The organism is Bulleidia sp. zg-1006 (assembly GCF_016812035.1).
Lineage (GTDB): Bacteria > Bacillota_I > Bacilli_A > Erysipelotrichales > Erysipelotrichaceae > Bulleidia.
On sequence record NZ_CP069178.1, the window covers coordinates 374,251 to 389,537 of the forward strand.

The window sequence follows — 15,287 nt, forward strand, 5'->3', positions numbered from 1 at the left end:
AATAAAAAAGCATGAAATTTATAATAAATTCAAAGAAAAGAGGGACTTTACGTGGAAATGACATTACGTTGGTATGGTAGTGCTTACGATACCGTTACTTTACAAGAAATACGCCAAATTCCGGGGGTAAAAAGCGTTATTACAACTTTATATAATAAACAGCCGGGAGAGCTTTGGACTCAGGAAGAAATCCATGCTTTAAGAGAAGAGGTAGAGGCTTCAGGATTGAAAATTTCCGGTATTGAAAGTGTCAATGTTAGTGATGCAATTAAAACTGCTAGTGCTGAACGGGAACACGATATTGAAACTTACATCGAAACTCTTCGTAATTTAGGAAAAGAAAATATTCACATGGTTTGTTATAACTTTATGCCGGTTTTTGATTGGACGAGAACGGAGCTGGCTCGTAAAAGGGAAGATGGCTCAACGGTTTTAGCCTATACGCAGAAAGCAGTGGATAATCTTGTGCCAGAAAAAATGTTTGCGTCTATTGTGGATGATATGAACGGTACGGTTATGCCCGGTTGGGAACCTGAACGCATGGCAAAAGTGAAAGAATTATTTGCCCTTTATAGAAATATGGATAACGAGACGTTATTTGAAAATTTAGTGTATTTCTTAAAAGCAATTATGCCAGTATGCAATGAATACGATATTAAGATGGCCATTCATCCAGATGATCCGGCTTGGTCGGTCTTTGATTTACCAAGAATTATCATCAATCAAGATAATTTGTTGCGCTTAATGAAGACGGTAGATGATGTACACAACGGGGTGACTTTCTGTACAGGTTCTTTAGGAACTAGTCTAAAGAATAATTTGCCGGCGATGATTCACTCTTTGAAAGGAAGAATACACTTTGCTCACATCCGTAATTTAAGATTTCATTCACAAGATGATTTTGAGGAAGCGGCTCACTTATCGAGTGATGGTACTTTTGATATGTATGAAATCGTGAAAGCTCTTTATGAAACGGGATTTAGTGGACCAATTCGTCCGGATCATGGTCGCATGATTTGGAATGAGAAAGCAATGCCCGGCTATGGTTTGTATGATCGTGCTTTGGGTGCTACCTATATCAATGGTTTATGGGAAGCAATTGAAAAAAGTGAAAAGGGAGAATAGTGATGGAATTAAATCGTCAATCTTTAAAAGAGAAATCTTTTTGGCTAGATAGAGGCTATGAGCTTCCTCAATTTAATTTAGAAGAAGTCATATCCGAAACAAAAGAAAATCCGGAATGGATTCATTTTGGTGCAGGAAATATTTTTCGTGCTTTTCAAGCCAATTTAATGCAAAAATTATTGAACAAAGGTCTTGTAAAAACAGGCTTAGTGGCAGTCGATGGTTTTGATTATGAAATCATTTCAAAACAATATCATCCCCATGATAATTTATCGGTTTTAGTTACTTTAAAAGCAGATGGAAAAGTAGAAAAAACAGTGATTGCCTCGATTGCTAATACAGCTATCTTGGATTTTTCAAATAAAGTAGAAATTGAAAATTTAAAGAGAATGTTTTCTAAGGATAGCTTAAAGATGGCTTCTTTTACCATTACAGAAAAGGGGTATAGCTTAGTTAATGGTGATGGTCACTATATTCCAAATGTCTTAGCGGATTTTAAACAACATCCATTTCAAGCAAGAAGCTATATTGGAAAAGTAACGGCTTTATTATTTACTAGATATCAAGCTAATCAAAAGCCTATTGCAATGGTATCGATGGATAATTGTGCACATAATGGCGATAAATTATATAAGACTGTCCATACATTCGCAAAAGAGTGGGTTTCTAATCACATTGTGGAAGAGGGATTTTTGGCTTATATTGAAGATAACTCCAAAGTTAGCTTCCCTTGGACAATGATTGATAAGATTACTCCAAGACCTGATGCAAGTGTGGAAAAGATATTGAAAGAAGATGGTTTGAATTTAGCCCCAGTCATCACATCAAAGGGCTCCTATGTGGCACCATTTGTGAATGCAGAAGAGACAGAGTATTTGGTGATTGAAGATCGTTTCCCAAATGGTAAATTACCTTTAGAACAAGTTGGTGTGGTGTATACCAATCGCGAAACAGTGGAAAAGGTTGAACAAATGAAGGTTTGTACTTGTTTAAATCCTTTACATACTGCTTTAGCCGTTTATGGATGCCTGCTTGGTTTCCATAAAATTAGCGATGAAGTGAAAGATGGAGATTTGTTAGAATTGATTAAGAGAATCGGCTATGTAGAGGGCTTACCGGTAGTTGTTCATCCCGGTGTTTTAGATCCAAAAGAGTTTATTGACACGGTTATTGATATTCGCCTTCCCAATGTATTTATGCCTGATACCCCACAACGCATTGCAACAGATACTTCACAAAAATTAGCGATTCGCTTTGGTCAGACTATTAAAACGTATCTATCCCAAGGTAAAGATACTTCTTTATTATTTGGTATTTCTTTAGTGATTGCCGGTTGGTTACGCTATCTACTAGCGAGAGATGATGAAGGTAATCCAATGGAATTAAGCGATGATCCTTTACTAAAGATAATGCAAGAGAAGCTAAGTGTATTAAATAAAGATAATGTATCTTCCGTTTTAGAACCGATTTTAAAAGATCAATCTTTATTTGGAGTGGATTTAGTGAAAGCCGGCTTATCAAATCGTATTATTTCTTATTTTATCGATATGCAAGAAAAAGGTCATGTTCGTTCTGTATTACATAAAACAATGGAGGAATTAAGAAATGAAATCAATTGTTGATACGTTTGAAAAAGTCGGTATTGTTCCAGCTGTGGTCATTGATGACCTGGAAGAGCTTCGTCCTTTGACTAGAGCACTTTTAAATGGTGGTTTACCTTGTGCAGAAGTGACTTTGCTTGAAAGTATAAGTGCTAGCCATAATGGTGGGAAAGCTTTAATGAATGGAAATGGAAGGGTTCAACGATGAATTGTTTTTTAGGTAAAAATTTTTTATTAACAACTGAAACAGCAAGACGTCTATTTCATGAAGTAGCCAAACAAGAACCGATTATTGATTATCATTGTCATTTAAGCTCCCAAGAAATTTATGAAGATAAAAAGTTTGAAAATATTAGTGAAGTATGGCTTGGCAGTGACCATTATAAATGGCGTTTAATGAGAGCGAATGGTGTTCCTGAGCAGTTTGTATCAGGAAATGGTGATGCGCACCAGAAGTTTCTTTATTGGGCTTCTACTTTGGAAAAAGCGATCGGTAATCCATTGTATTCGTGGTCACATTTGGAATTGAAACGATACTTTGGTTATGAGGGTATATTGAATGCAAAGACAGCCGAGGAAGTTTGGCAATTATGTAATGAAAAAATTAAGTGTATGTCAGCTCGCCGATTGATTTTGGATTCTAAAGTGGAGGTTTTGTGTACGACGGATGATCCGGTGGATTCCCTAGAGTGGCATGAAAAATTGAAAGCAGACACTTCCTTTCAGACACGAGTTTTACCTGCTTGGCGTCCTGATCGAGCAATGGCTATTGAAAAATCGGATTACTTGGATTATATGAGTCAATTAAGTGAAGCTTCTGGAATGTCAATTGATACGTTTGAGGACTTAAAGAAAGCCCTATCTTTGCGTTTGGATTATTTTGAAGCACATGGTTGTCGTGTATCAGATCATGGCTTGGATTACGTTCCTTATGTGGAAAATGCAGATGATAAAGCTTATTCCATATTCTTTAAGAAGAAATTCAATGAAGTTTTGGATAGTCAAGAGGTACACACTTTCTATGTTGCTTTATTGAAATTCTTATCAAAGGAATATAAACGAAGAAACTGGGTGATGCAACTACACTTCGGCGTAAGTCGTAATAATAATCACCGTTTATTTGAAAGGGCCGGTGCTGATGTTGGAGGTGATCACATTGGTGCTAAGGTGCCTTTGGATCAGTTATCTAAGTTCATCAATTCTTTGGTGGAAGAAGATTGTCTTCCTAGGCTAATCGTCTATTCTTTAAATCCAAATGATAATACCATCATTGATACAATATTAGCTTCTTTCCAACAAGAAGGAGTGGCCAGTTATCTGCAACATGGTGCCGCTTGGTGGTTTAATGATTCTTTGAATGGAATGACCAAGCAAATGAAAGAGTTGGCAGCGAATGGATTGCTGGGAAATTTTGTGGGAATGTTGACGGATTCGAGGAGTTTCTTATCCTATGCACGCCATGAATATTTTCGAAGAGTTTTATGTAAGTACATTGGTGAAGTTGTGGAATTGGGTGAGTTTCCAAATGATGAGGAAGCTTTAAGTCAATTGATTAAAGATATTTCTTACAATAATGTAAAACGATATTTCGGATTTTAATGATAAAACAGGCGTTGCCTGTTTTTCATATGGTCAAAGCGAAAGGAAAGTAAGAGTTTATGATATAATCTTGAATATGAAAAAGAAAGAGATTTATATCATTGCCATACTGGCTTTATTCGCTCTTGGTTTACTTGGATTTATGAAATTTAGAGAGCATTCAGTGATTAAAAAAAATGAAACAACAACTGCACCCCAACCAAAAGAAAATAAATCAAAACAAGATATGGGCTTAACGAAGCCAACAACGAAAGCCAAAGGAAAATGGGTTGGTATTGTTCATCGCCGTAAGGTCATCCAATGGTTTGATTCAGGGATTGATGGAAGCTATGTTGTTAAAGGGGATTATGGTAAGTTTGGTGTGGAAGTGAAAAATGGAAAATGGCATGCGCATGAAGTGGATTGTCCAAATCATCTTTGTGAAAAGATGGGTTGGGATGATGGTGGCTCATTGTATCCAATTTCTTGTATTCCGAATGGTATTTATGTTGGAACAAGTGAATGGATAGAAAGTTATGTGAATTCATGAATCGTCCTAATCAAACAAGGCATTTTACAGTGTTAGCTTTATTGGTTGCTATGGCTATTACCGTAAATTTGTTGGAAACAGCGATGATTCCACCAATTGCAGGGGTATTTCGTATTGGTTTAGCGAATATTATTGCTTTAGTAGCGATGAAGATACTGGGTATTAAAGAAATGCTAATTGTGAATACGATGCGTGTTTTCATAGGAACTTTAATGAGTGGTACTTTCTTAGGTTCTAATTTCTGGATTAGTTTTGGGGGTGTTCTTTCCTCAAGTATCATCTTGATTGTGTGTGATTATATGCAATCCAGCTTGTTATTTACTTCTGTTTTAAGTGCAATAGCGCATTCTGTCGGGCAAGTGATGATCGTTATGTTTTTTTATGATCAACGGCTGATTCTAGTTATTTTGCCTTATTTCTTATTATTATCTATTCCTACTGGATTATTGACTGGTTATATCTCTAAGTTAGCTATCCAAAGAGTGAAACCAATGCGTGCTTAGGTTCAACCTAAGCTTTTTACTTCTCATGATAAGACTTTGTTGCATTATTCAAACATTGAATAATGATTTCACCATGCCTTTTCACTCGGATGGGACTTAAAATATGGGCTTGTTGAAGTTCTTTCATTGTCGTAGGTTTAACCTCTAGTATCCTATCCAATTCATCATTGGTGAAAATGTAATAAGCAGGCACACGGAGATCATTGGAACGTTTTTTTCTAAATTCCAACAAGATGTTTTTAAATTCTTCTGTACTTAGTGTATGGCATAGGTCATACTTATCTTGATAAAATTTATAATAATCCACTGTTTCAGAGCTGGTAAATCGAAGATAAGCTTGGGCTCTTTGTTCCATAGACTTTTGAGTATTAAATAAATCATCACTTTTCTTATGCCGGAGATCATACTCTAGTTGTCGAACGAGAGCATCAGCTCTTAAAATTTTATATTTCATTTCTTTTGGGGCTTTAGAAGTGTTTAAGATGGTTTCTTGATTTGTTGCGACCACCAATACCCGACGATAGTATTCAAAACATTGGGAGGTTAATATTTTTTCGAGAGAAGATGCGTTCTTTTCCCAGATTTTCCGAAGCACTGCTCTTTGAGCTTCAACTTGTCTTAAAGGAGAATACATACCTTTTTTGATTCTTTTACCTTTGATATTTAACTCACGAATAAAATCGCCCTTATCATTGACAGTGATATTGCCTACTAAATTTTTGCATTCGACATAATAGGTGAATATAGGAGTGATAATGACATAATCAATTTGAGCGCTTAAATCTTCGTGTTGAACTTTGATATCCCGTAGAACATACATCCCAATGTTGGCTCTTTTTAATTGATAAGCCACTTCATTTTCACCATTCAAACCTTGCTTAATAGTAAATAATTCACTTAATAAATCTTCATTGTTTGGATATTCATTATTTAATTTTTGCAAAGCATCGTATCGATCTTGCAAATCACTATTTTCTTTACAAAAAATTGTCTCTTTAAATCGAAAAGTGTTCGTTATTGAACGAACAATATTATCAAGAAGTGCCATAGTATCTGTTTCCTTAACTAAATTATTATACAATGAAACGCTACGCATTATTTGAAGTTATGGATAATATATTTTGTATTTTCTTGTTAAAACCAAATTTTATTTTTATAACCAACTAATTTTCGATTCGGTTCTATTTCTAATACGCTTAATATTTTCCTTATGACGATAAGCAACGAATAACCAAAGCACAAATAAGGGAAGTTGAATGGAAATAGGTTCTTTTAAGAGAATGCTCATGACACCAGCCGAGAATAAAGCTACTAAAGAAGAAAGAGAAACCATCTTGGATAGATAGAGAGTGATTAAAAAGATAGCCAATGGTGTAGCGAATAAGCCTAAATATTCACCCTTATGAAACAAACAAATGCCAAGTAAGAAACCAAAGCCGGTCGCTACCGCCTTACCCCCTTTAAACTGGGCAAAGATTGGGAAACAATGTCCTAAACAACAAGCAAGACCAGAGAGAATAAGAACTTCAGGGGCGAAATAATAACTCAGTAACATAGCCGGAACAGCCTTTAAGGCATCTAAAACAATAACGGTAACACCAGCTTTTTTTCCTAAAACACGCCCGGCATTAGTGCCCCCCAGATTACCCGAACCTTGGTTACGAATATCGGTGTGATAGAACACTTTTCCGATGACTAAGGCCCAGGGAATAGAGCCTAATAAATACGCTACTATACAAACAATCATATTATTGAACATAGTCCATCTCCTGTGAATGTGTTTTTAGTATATACCATGTGTTCTATCACTTCAAAAAAAGTGTGAAAATTAGTATAATAAAAAGACTGTTAGGAGAACAAATGGCGAATAAATACACTGATGATAGTATACAAGTTTTAGAAGGTTTAGAGGCAGTTCGTAAAAGACCGGGTATGTACAGTGGTTCTACCGATTCTCGTGGTTTGCACCATTTGATTTGGGAAATTGTCGATAATGCGATTGATGAAGCACTCAATGGTTTTGGTAAGGAAATTCAAATCACTTTAGAAAAAGATGGTTCAGTGAGTGTGGAAGACCATGGTCGTGGTATGCCTACGGGTATGCACGTTTCAGGAATACCGACCATTCAAGTAATCTTTACCATTCTTCATGCCGGTGGTAAATTCACTAGTCAAGGTGGTTATAAGACAGCCGGTGGTTTGCATGGAGTTGGGGCTTCGGTTGTGAATGCTTTAAGTGAATGGTTAACGGTGGATTCTTTCCATGATGGTGAACATGTTCGGATGACTTTTAATAGAGGAAAAGTCGCTTCTGAATTGGAGAAGATAGGCAAGACCAATAAGACGGGAACGATTGTTCGTTTTAAACCAGATCCAACTATTTTTCATGTAATAAATTTCCATTTTGAACAAGTGGCGGAAAGAGCACGTGAAGAAGCTTTCTTATTATCCGGTATTTCAATGGTTGTAGAAGATAAACGAGAAGGTAAAGAGGCACGGGAAGTTTTTTCTTATGAAGATGGCTTGGTTGCTTTCTTAGAATATTTACATGAAGATCGTCGGGTAATGATGGAACCGGTGAAGTTTGAAGGAAAATATCAAGGAATCGATGTATCCTGTATCTTTCAATACACCGATGATTACCAAGAAAATACGTATAGCTACGCTAACCTAGTGCACACAAGGGACGGGGGAAGCCATGAGATTGGCTTTAAAGGGGCTTTCACAAAAGCCATGAATGAATATGCCCGTAAATATGGTTTGCTTAAAACAAAGGATAAAAATTTAGATGGTTTGGATGTTCGAGAAGGATTAACGACGGTTATTTCGGTTCGTGTTCCAGAAGATTATTTGGAATTTCAAGACCAAGTAAAAAGTAAATTAACCACTCCATTAGTTAAGACAGCGGTTGAAAGTGTGGTTTCTGAGAAACTTAGTTTCTGGCTTGAAGAGCATCGCAGTGCGGCCGATGATTTGGTTAAGAAGATAATTCGTGCTCAACAAGCGCGTGAAGCGGCTCGTAAAGCGAAAGAAAATGTTCGCAAAGGAAAGAGCTTAGGAAAAGGAGAAAAGGTTTTATCGGGAAAATTAGCCCCGGCCCAAACCAAAGATTCTAAAATCAAAGAACTCTTTTTGGTCGAAGGAGATTCAGCCGGTGGTTCAGCAAAACAAGGTCGTGATTCTCATTACCAAGCTATTTTGCCTTTGCGTGGTAAGGTTTTGAATACCGAACATGTATCATTAGCTGAAATTGAAAAGAATGAAGAGCTAAATACATTGATTTATACCCTTGGTGCCGGTGTTGGTAAAGAATTCACAGTGGAAGATGCGAATTATGGCAAAGTTATCATTATGACCGATGCGGATGATGATGGATCTCATATTCAAATTCTTTTATTGACCTTCTTCTTCCGTTATATGCGACCTCTTGTGGAAAAGGGTATGGTATACATTGCCTTACCACCTTTGTACAAGGTTAGTAAAGGAAAAGAAATTCAATACTGTTATAGTGATGAAGAATTAGAAGAATTAAAGTCCAAACTTGGTAAGGTGGAAATCCAACGCTATAAAGGTTTAGGGGAAATGAATGCGACGCAACTTTGGGATACAACCATGGATCCGGCCCATCGTACATTGATTCAAGTCAATATTGATGATTTATTGATGGCAGAAAAGAGAGTATCAATGTTGATGGGAAATAAGCCGGAATCACGTCGTCATTGGATTGAAGAGAATATTCAATTCACATTAGAAGATAACTTTAAGGGAGAGATGTAATGGCCAGGAAAAAAGAATGGATGGATCACACCCGTTATTTAAACCAACGCTTAGAAGATATTATGGGCGCTGGTTTTGGTCGTTATGCGAAATACATCATCCAAGAAAGAGCGTTACCAGATGCACGGGATGGTTTAAAACCAGTGCAGAGGAGAATTTTATACGCTATGTATAACGATGGAAATACCTATGATAAGCCTTATCGTAAGTCGGCTAAGACAGTTGGTTTAGTTATTGGTAATTATCATCCCCATGGAGACACTTCCGTCTATGATGCGATGGTTCGTATGTCACAAGATTGGAAAGTACGAATGCCTTTTATTGATATGCACGGGAATAATGGTTCTATTGATGATGATCCGGCCGCAGCGATGCGTTATACCGAGGCTCGTTTAGCGAAAGTAAGCCAAGTCATGGAAGAAGATTTGGATAAAAATACGGTTGAAATGAGTCCGAACTTTGATGATACCGATGTTGAACCAACGGTTTTACCAGTCGCTTTTCCAGTGATGCTCGTGAATGGGGCAACGGGAATTGCGGCAGGCTATGCAACGAATATGCCTTCACATAACATTAATGAAGTGGTGGATGCGACGATTTATCGTATCCAAAATCCTGATTGTGAACTAAAGGATGTCATGGATATTATTCCCGGACCAGATTTTCCAACTGGTGGAATTGTCCAAGGAGAAGAAGGAATTCGCGCAGCTTTTACAAGCGGTAAAGGGCGTATTGTTGTACGGGCTAAAACAGAAATCATCCAAGAAAAGAATTTTCAACAAATCATCATCACTGAAATACCTTATGAAGTTGTTAAGGCTAATTTAGTGAAAAAGATGGATGAAATTCGCGTATCAAAAGAAGTCGATGGCTTAATGGATGTGCGGGATGAATCGGATCGAAATGGTTTGCGTATTGTGGTGGATGTTCGTAAGGATGCCGATGCAAATTTAATCTTGCAATATTTCTTTAAAAATACGGATTTGCAAGTCTACTATAACTACAATAATGTAGCGATTATTAAAGAAACTCCAGTTCAAGTGGGGTTATTGAAGCTTTTAGATGCATTTATTGTATTCCGTAAAGAAGTGGTTTTACGAAGAGCACGCTTTGAGTTAAATAAAATGGAAGCTAGAGTGCATATCATTGAGGGCTTAATCAAAGCTGTTTCTATCTTGGATGAGGTGATTGCGATGATTCGTGCTTCCAAAGATAAAGCCGATTCTAAGCGTAACTTAATAGCAAACTTCGGTTTTGATGAAATACAAGCCGAAGCAATTGTGTCTTTGCGTTTATATCGTTTAAGCAATACTGACATTGTGTCTTTGAGAAATGAATTTGCGCAATTGGTGAACCAAATCGAAGAAACAAAATCTATTTTGGAAAATGAAGCCGTGTTGAACCATTTGATGATTCAAGAATTACGCAAAGTGAAAGAAGAGTATGGGGATGCACGTCGTACGAAGATAGAAGCTGAAATTGATGAAATTAATATTAGTAAAGAAGCGATGATTGCAAGTGAACAAGTGATGTTGACAGTGTCGAAAGATGGCTATTTAAAACGTGTGTCTTTGCGTTCCTTCAATGCGGTTCGTGATCAAGAAACCGGCTTAAAAACAGGCGATCAATTGATTGGTCAAAAAGAAGTGAATACGTTAGATACAGTCTTATTATTGACATCACTTGGTAACTATGCGATGTTACCAATCTGGCAAATTGATGATGAAAAATGGAAGGATATTGGTAGTCATTTAAATAAATTTGTGCGGGTTAATTCGGAAGAAAAGATTGTATCTGCGATTGTTGTGAAAAGCTTTGATTCTTATGCTTGGATTACTTTAGTTACCAAAGGCAATAAGATCAAAAAGACCAGATTATGCGATTGGAAAGTGGAAAGAACTTCACGTTTATTTAAAGCTATTAATTTAGAAGCGAATGATGAAGTTTGTGCGGCTTTTATGACCTATCAAAATCAAGAAGTGGTTGTGTTGACGAAGGATGGGTATGCTTTGCGTATGCCACAAGACCAAATTCCCGAAGTAAAAACTTCTAAGGGTGTGCAAGCTATGAAAGTGGCTGAAGAGGATGAAGTGGTTTATGCGACAAGCGTCCATGTTGGTGAAAATCTATTATTCATGACCAATGCCTTACAAGCGAAACGCATTCATTTAGAAGAATTACGCTTAAGTGGAAGAGCGAAGAATATGGGAGAAAGGATTTGTAAAAAGAACAAGTCCAATCCATCTTGCTTGTTATATGTCTTAGCGGTGAAAGCGAGTCAGGACTTAGAATTTGGTGGACCATTGAAACAAGTATTATCGACTACCGATATTCCATTTAAAGAAAAAGAAGTGGGTTTTAGTGCTTTATCACTAGATAAAGATTATTATTTAAAGTTGGGCATTCAAGAAGCGCTCATTGAGGATGAACCGGAAGTGCAAAAAGACCAAGTTTCTTTTCAACAATTAGGTTTGTTTGAGGTGGAAGAATGAAGTGCATAGGCTGTGGGGCTAAGTTGCAAGATGAGTGTCCAAATGAGGTCGGTTATAGTCCAAAAAAAGAAGTTTTGTATTGCCAAAGATGTTTTCGTTTAAGGCACTATGATGATCCTGTCTATTCCAAACGCTTTGGTATTGATTCAAGGCTTGTCTTTCAACAAATTCAGAAACAAGAAGGTATTTTGATTTGGGTTGTGGATTGTTTTTCTATGGAAGAAAGCTTGGAACAGGACTTTGTTCAACAGCTTCAAGATCGAGAAATCATTCTTATTCTTAGTAAGAGAGATGTATTGCCAGCTGAAATCAATGAAGAAAAAATAGCGAAAATGATGATTGAAAAAATTCATCAAAAACATCTTCCTATAAAAAAGCTATTCTTCCACTCAGCGAAGGTGGATTTAGGGAAAGAGGAACTGTTGGTGTATTTACATCAGTACCCTCCAGGAACAAATTTTATTTTTATGGGTTTAGCCAATGCGGGTAAGAGTTCTCTATTAAATCAATTGTTAGAAACAGAAGCTTTAACCGCTTCTCGTTATCCTGGAACAACGTTGGAATTTTTAAAATTAGAAAAAGATGGCTATACCTTTATTGATACACCAGGGATGGAAGTAAAGGCTTCTTATCTCATGGAAGTCAATGAGTTAGATTTGAAAAAGTTACTTCCAAGCAAGACCTTAGTGGCTCGTAATTATCAACTATATAGTAATCAGAGCTATTTTATTGGGGCTTTGTTTCGGATTGATTTAAAGACGAGCGATAAAGCTTCTCTAGCTTTCTATTTTCATGAGCAATTAATCATTCATCGAACAAAACTAGAACAGGCAGATGATTTATATCAGCGTCAAAAAGGTAAGGATTTAAAGCCTTGTTTCAATAAAGATTTAAGTGAAGAAAAGATTATCCTAAAAGGAAAAGAAAAGTTGGACATTGTCTTGCCGGGTCTTGGTTGGATTTGTCTATCAGGTTATTTTCAACAGATTAAACTTCACTTACCAAAAGGGATTGAAGTATATACTAGAAAGGCAATTTTATGATATTAACTCCTAAACAAAAAGCGTATTTGCGTTCTTTAGCACAAACAGATAAAGCGAAATTTCAATGTGGAAAAGATGGTTTATCCAATACGTTTATTGAATTAATTCAAAATGCGTTTCATACGCGTGAATTATTAAAAATTCATGTTCTGAAAGGATTAGAAGTGGATTTAAAAGAATTAGCTTTTGATATTGCCCGCTATACAAAATCAGAAGTGGTTCAAATTATTGGTCGTCAGATTGTGCTATATAAGCCAATGAAAACACCTAGAATCGGATTACCAAAATGAAAGAACTCATCGCTAGCTTTGATCCTATTTCTTTAAAAGACTTTTTAAAGCTTAGAAAGATGGCAAAAAAAGAAAGGTTAGTTCTATCTTGTTTCCAAGAAGGTAAGCTATCTTTTGCGTATCGTTTGGAATTATTAAGAATGGTCTTTCAGGCTGTTAAAAAGATAGAAATCGTGGATAAACTTCAACAGCCAATAAAATACAATTGCCAAGATGAACAAGCTATTCAAAGTGGCAAATTTTATTTAGTACCGGCTTGTATTCGCAAAAATCTGATTGAACAAAATGCCTTTGCTAAAGAAATATTGCTAGCTCATTTAAAGCCCAAACGAGTCGCGCATTCTTATTCTGTTGCGAAAGTGTGCCAAGCTTTAGCGCATCAACATCATTTGGATGAAAAGAAAGCGTATTTAATGGGTTTGTGGCATGATATTTGTAAGGATGAAGAGCATCAAGAAGAAAAAATGGCTTATTATTATCCCTATAAACAAGTACCAAGTTGGACCATTCATGGTTATTTAGGAGCTAAGTGGCTAAAGGAAAATTTAGGTATTCAAGATAAAGATATTTTAAGAGCCATTCAACGTCATGCTCGAGGGGAACTAGGTAAAACAGCTTATGACCATATCTTATATATTGCTGATAAGATTGAACCTTTGAGAAATTATGACACTAGTGAAGAAGAACAACTGGCGAAACAAGATTTAAAGAAAACTGTAAAATTGATTTTATACAAGCAGAAATTATTTTTAGAAAGGAACCAGGATGGACACATTAAAAGCGATTTTAACTTTTTTAGAAACCAAACCAGCTGAACAGATACAAGTTATTGATATGCGTGGTGTCTGTTCATATACCGATTATTTTGTGATTGTGACAGCGAAGAATCCACGTCATTTATTGTCTTTATTAAACGATTGTGAAAAGGAATTGGATCGATTGGGACAAGGCTATCATCGGGAAGGTGAAAATGGCAGTTCTTGGTTATTATTAGATGCGAAAGACTTTATGATTCATTTCTTTTTGGAAGAAAGTCGTCGCCAATATCGCTTGGAAGCCCTTTGGGCAGATCAGCCACAATATCGTATGGAAGAAATGTTAGTGAAGTAGAAGGAGTTAGCTATGGAGTGGTATGAACAACCTTATTTCCAGCATCGCGATTGGATATTGAGTCATTTAGAAGAACTAAATTTAAATGAGAAAGAAAGTTTACTTGTTTTAATCTTGGATTTTTTGAATGAACATGATCAATTTATTAGCTTAGCTCAGTTAGGTAAGAAACTGAATGAAACGGAAAGTGAAGTTGAGCAACAATTAAGCTCCTTAATGGAAAAAGGTTATTTGGAAATAGGTAGTTCAAAAGCAGGACCGGTCTTTGATTTAAAAGGGCTGTTCTTATTTGACCAACAAAAGGAAGAAATTAAGAGTGATTTGTTTTCAATTTTTGATCAAAATTTTAATCGTCCTTTATCCACAACGGAGCTTCAAAAGCTTTCTGATTGGCAAAAAACCTATGATCCAAAGGTTGTTCTTTGGGCTTTAAGAGAGGCTTTGATTAATGAGAAAGTTTCTTTTCCTTATATTGAAACTTGTATCTTATCGGCTTATAACGATGCGGTTAAGTTAAGAGAAATCATTGAGGGAAAGCGATGAAGAACCTACCGGCCTTAAAGATTATCGAGGAGTTGGAAAAGCTATTTCCAGAAGCGAAAGGGGAATTGAATTCACGGAATACCTATGAGCTTTGTGTAGCGGTTATCCTTTCTGCTCAAAGTACCGATGTTTCCGTCAATCAGGTAACACCAGCTTTATTTGAAGCTTATCCAACATTAGAATCTTTAGCGAAAGCAGAGCTCAACGATGTGGAAAGCTATATTGCCCGTTTGGGTTTGTATCGAGCAAAAGCGAAAAATATCATTGGTTTTGCACAAGTGGTGATAGAACGATTTGATGGTGTGATTCCTTCTTCTATGGAAGATTTGACTTCATTACCGGGTGTGGGAAGAAAGTGTGCCAATGTGATTCAAGGAGAATGCTTTCATTTACCATCCTTGGCGGTGGATACGCATGTATCTCGAATTGCGAAGCGTTTGGGTTTGGCTTATCAAAAGGATTCAGTTGCGGTCATTGAACGGAAGTTAAAAAAGAAACTACCTAAAGAAAAATGGACAAAAGCTCATCATCAAATGATTTTCTTTGGTCGTTATTTATGTCAAGCGAGAAAGCCCCGGTGTTATCGCTGCCCCTTTGTGGAACATTGTCATGAGAAGAATAAGAATTTAATTGCTTAGAAATATTTTTATTTTTCATATAAACCAGTTAGAATAG

General features: G+C 36.4%; 16 protein-coding genes. 14 read left to right on the forward strand and 2 right to left on the reverse strand.

Annotated elements, in window-relative coordinates:
• Window positions 1-57 precede the first annotated feature (57 nt).
• From uxuA to JOS54_RS01970, 6 genes are all read left to right on the forward strand, one after another.
• Window positions 58-1,125, forward strand: a complete 1,068-nt coding sequence (gene uxuA, locus JOS54_RS01945) for a mannonate dehydratase (protein ID WP_238928379.1) — start codon at window positions 58-60, stop codon at window positions 1,123-1,125.
• A 2-nt stretch (window positions 1,126-1,127) separates the two neighbouring features.
• Entirely contained in the window at window positions 1,128-2,747 is a 1,620-nt protein-coding gene (locus tag JOS54_RS01950; protein WP_203245396.1) for a mannitol dehydrogenase family protein, read from the forward strand.
• Window positions 2,731-2,934 carry a hypothetical protein gene (locus JOS54_RS01955; RefSeq protein ID WP_203245397.1) on the forward strand — a complete coding sequence of 68 codons (204 nt, stop codon included), beginning with the start codon at window positions 2,731-2,733 and terminating at the stop codon, window positions 2,932-2,934. Before JOS54_RS01950 ends, JOS54_RS01955 begins: the two co-directional genes overlap by 17 nt.
• Window positions 2,931-4,325: a glucuronate isomerase gene (gene uxaC / locus JOS54_RS01960; RefSeq protein ID WP_203245398.1), complete on the forward strand. Its 1,395-nt coding sequence runs from the start codon at window positions 2,931-2,933 to the stop codon at window positions 4,323-4,325. Before JOS54_RS01955 ends, uxaC begins: the two co-directional genes overlap by 4 nt.
• A 76-nt stretch (window positions 4,326-4,401) precedes the next feature.
• A complete protein-coding gene (locus JOS54_RS01965; protein WP_203245399.1) occupies window positions 4,402-4,854 on the forward strand; it encodes a NusG domain II-containing protein in 453 nt (150 codons plus the stop codon).
• Entirely contained in the window at window positions 4,827-5,357 is a 531-nt protein-coding gene (locus tag JOS54_RS01970; protein WP_238928364.1) for a Gx transporter family protein, read from the forward strand. The genes JOS54_RS01965 and JOS54_RS01970 overlap by 28 nt, the downstream gene beginning before the upstream one ends.
• A gap of 16 nt (window positions 5,358-5,373) precedes the next feature.
• On the opposite strand, the gene JOS54_RS01975 is transcribed toward JOS54_RS01970, so the two are convergent.
• Window positions 5,374-6,405: an NERD domain-containing protein gene (locus tag JOS54_RS01975; RefSeq protein WP_203245400.1), complete on the reverse strand. Its 1,032-nt coding sequence runs from the start codon at window positions 6,403-6,405 to the stop codon at window positions 5,374-5,376.
• A gap of 105 nt (window positions 6,406-6,510) precedes the next feature.
• Window positions 6,511-7,116 carry a glycerol-3-phosphate 1-O-acyltransferase PlsY gene (gene plsY / locus JOS54_RS01980; RefSeq protein ID WP_203245401.1) on the reverse strand — a complete coding sequence of 202 codons (606 nt, stop codon included), beginning with the start codon at window positions 7,114-7,116 and terminating at the stop codon, window positions 6,511-6,513.
• 101 nt (window positions 7,117-7,217) lie between these two features.
• On the opposite strand from plsY, the gene parE reads away from it, so the two are divergent.
• Genes parE through nth form a run of 8 tightly spaced genes read left to right on the forward strand, consistent with a single transcriptional unit; the run spans window position 7,218 to window position 15,250 of the window.
• Window positions 7,218-9,134 (forward strand): DNA topoisomerase IV subunit B, encoded by a 1,917-nt coding sequence (gene parE / locus JOS54_RS01985; RefSeq protein ID WP_203245402.1) that lies wholly within the window; start codon window positions 7,218-7,220, stop codon window positions 9,132-9,134.
• A complete protein-coding gene (gene parC / locus JOS54_RS01990; protein WP_203245403.1) occupies window positions 9,134-11,626 on the forward strand; it encodes a DNA topoisomerase IV subunit A in 2,493 nt (830 codons plus the stop codon). Before parE ends, parC begins: the two co-directional genes overlap by 1 nt.
• Window positions 11,623-12,669 (forward strand): GTPase, encoded by a 1,047-nt coding sequence (locus tag JOS54_RS01995; RefSeq protein ID WP_203245404.1) that lies wholly within the window; start codon window positions 11,623-11,625, stop codon window positions 12,667-12,669. The genes parC and JOS54_RS01995 overlap by 4 nt, the downstream gene beginning before the upstream one ends.
• Window positions 12,666-12,959 (forward strand): YhbY family RNA-binding protein, encoded by a 294-nt coding sequence (locus tag JOS54_RS02000; protein ID WP_203245405.1) that lies wholly within the window; start codon window positions 12,666-12,668, stop codon window positions 12,957-12,959. Before JOS54_RS01995 ends, JOS54_RS02000 begins: the two co-directional genes overlap by 4 nt.
• Entirely contained in the window at window positions 12,956-13,774 is an 819-nt protein-coding gene (yqeK, locus tag JOS54_RS02005; protein WP_203245406.1) for a bis(5'-nucleosyl)-tetraphosphatase (symmetrical) YqeK, read from the forward strand. Before JOS54_RS02000 ends, yqeK begins: the two co-directional genes overlap by 4 nt.
• Window positions 13,725-14,069 (forward strand): ribosome silencing factor, encoded by a 345-nt coding sequence (gene rsfS, locus JOS54_RS02010; protein WP_203245407.1) that lies wholly within the window; start codon window positions 13,725-13,727, stop codon window positions 14,067-14,069. The genes yqeK and rsfS overlap by 50 nt, the downstream gene beginning before the upstream one ends.
• A 12-nt stretch (window positions 14,070-14,081) precedes the next feature.
• Window positions 14,082-14,612 carry a DnaD domain protein gene (locus tag JOS54_RS02015; protein WP_203245408.1) on the forward strand — a complete coding sequence of 177 codons (531 nt, stop codon included), beginning with the start codon at window positions 14,082-14,084 and terminating at the stop codon, window positions 14,610-14,612.
• Entirely contained in the window at window positions 14,609-15,250 is a 642-nt protein-coding gene (nth, locus tag JOS54_RS02020) for an endonuclease III (RefSeq protein ID WP_203245409.1), read from the forward strand. Before JOS54_RS02015 ends, nth begins: the two co-directional genes overlap by 4 nt.
• Window positions 15,251-15,287: the final 37 nt, after the last annotated feature.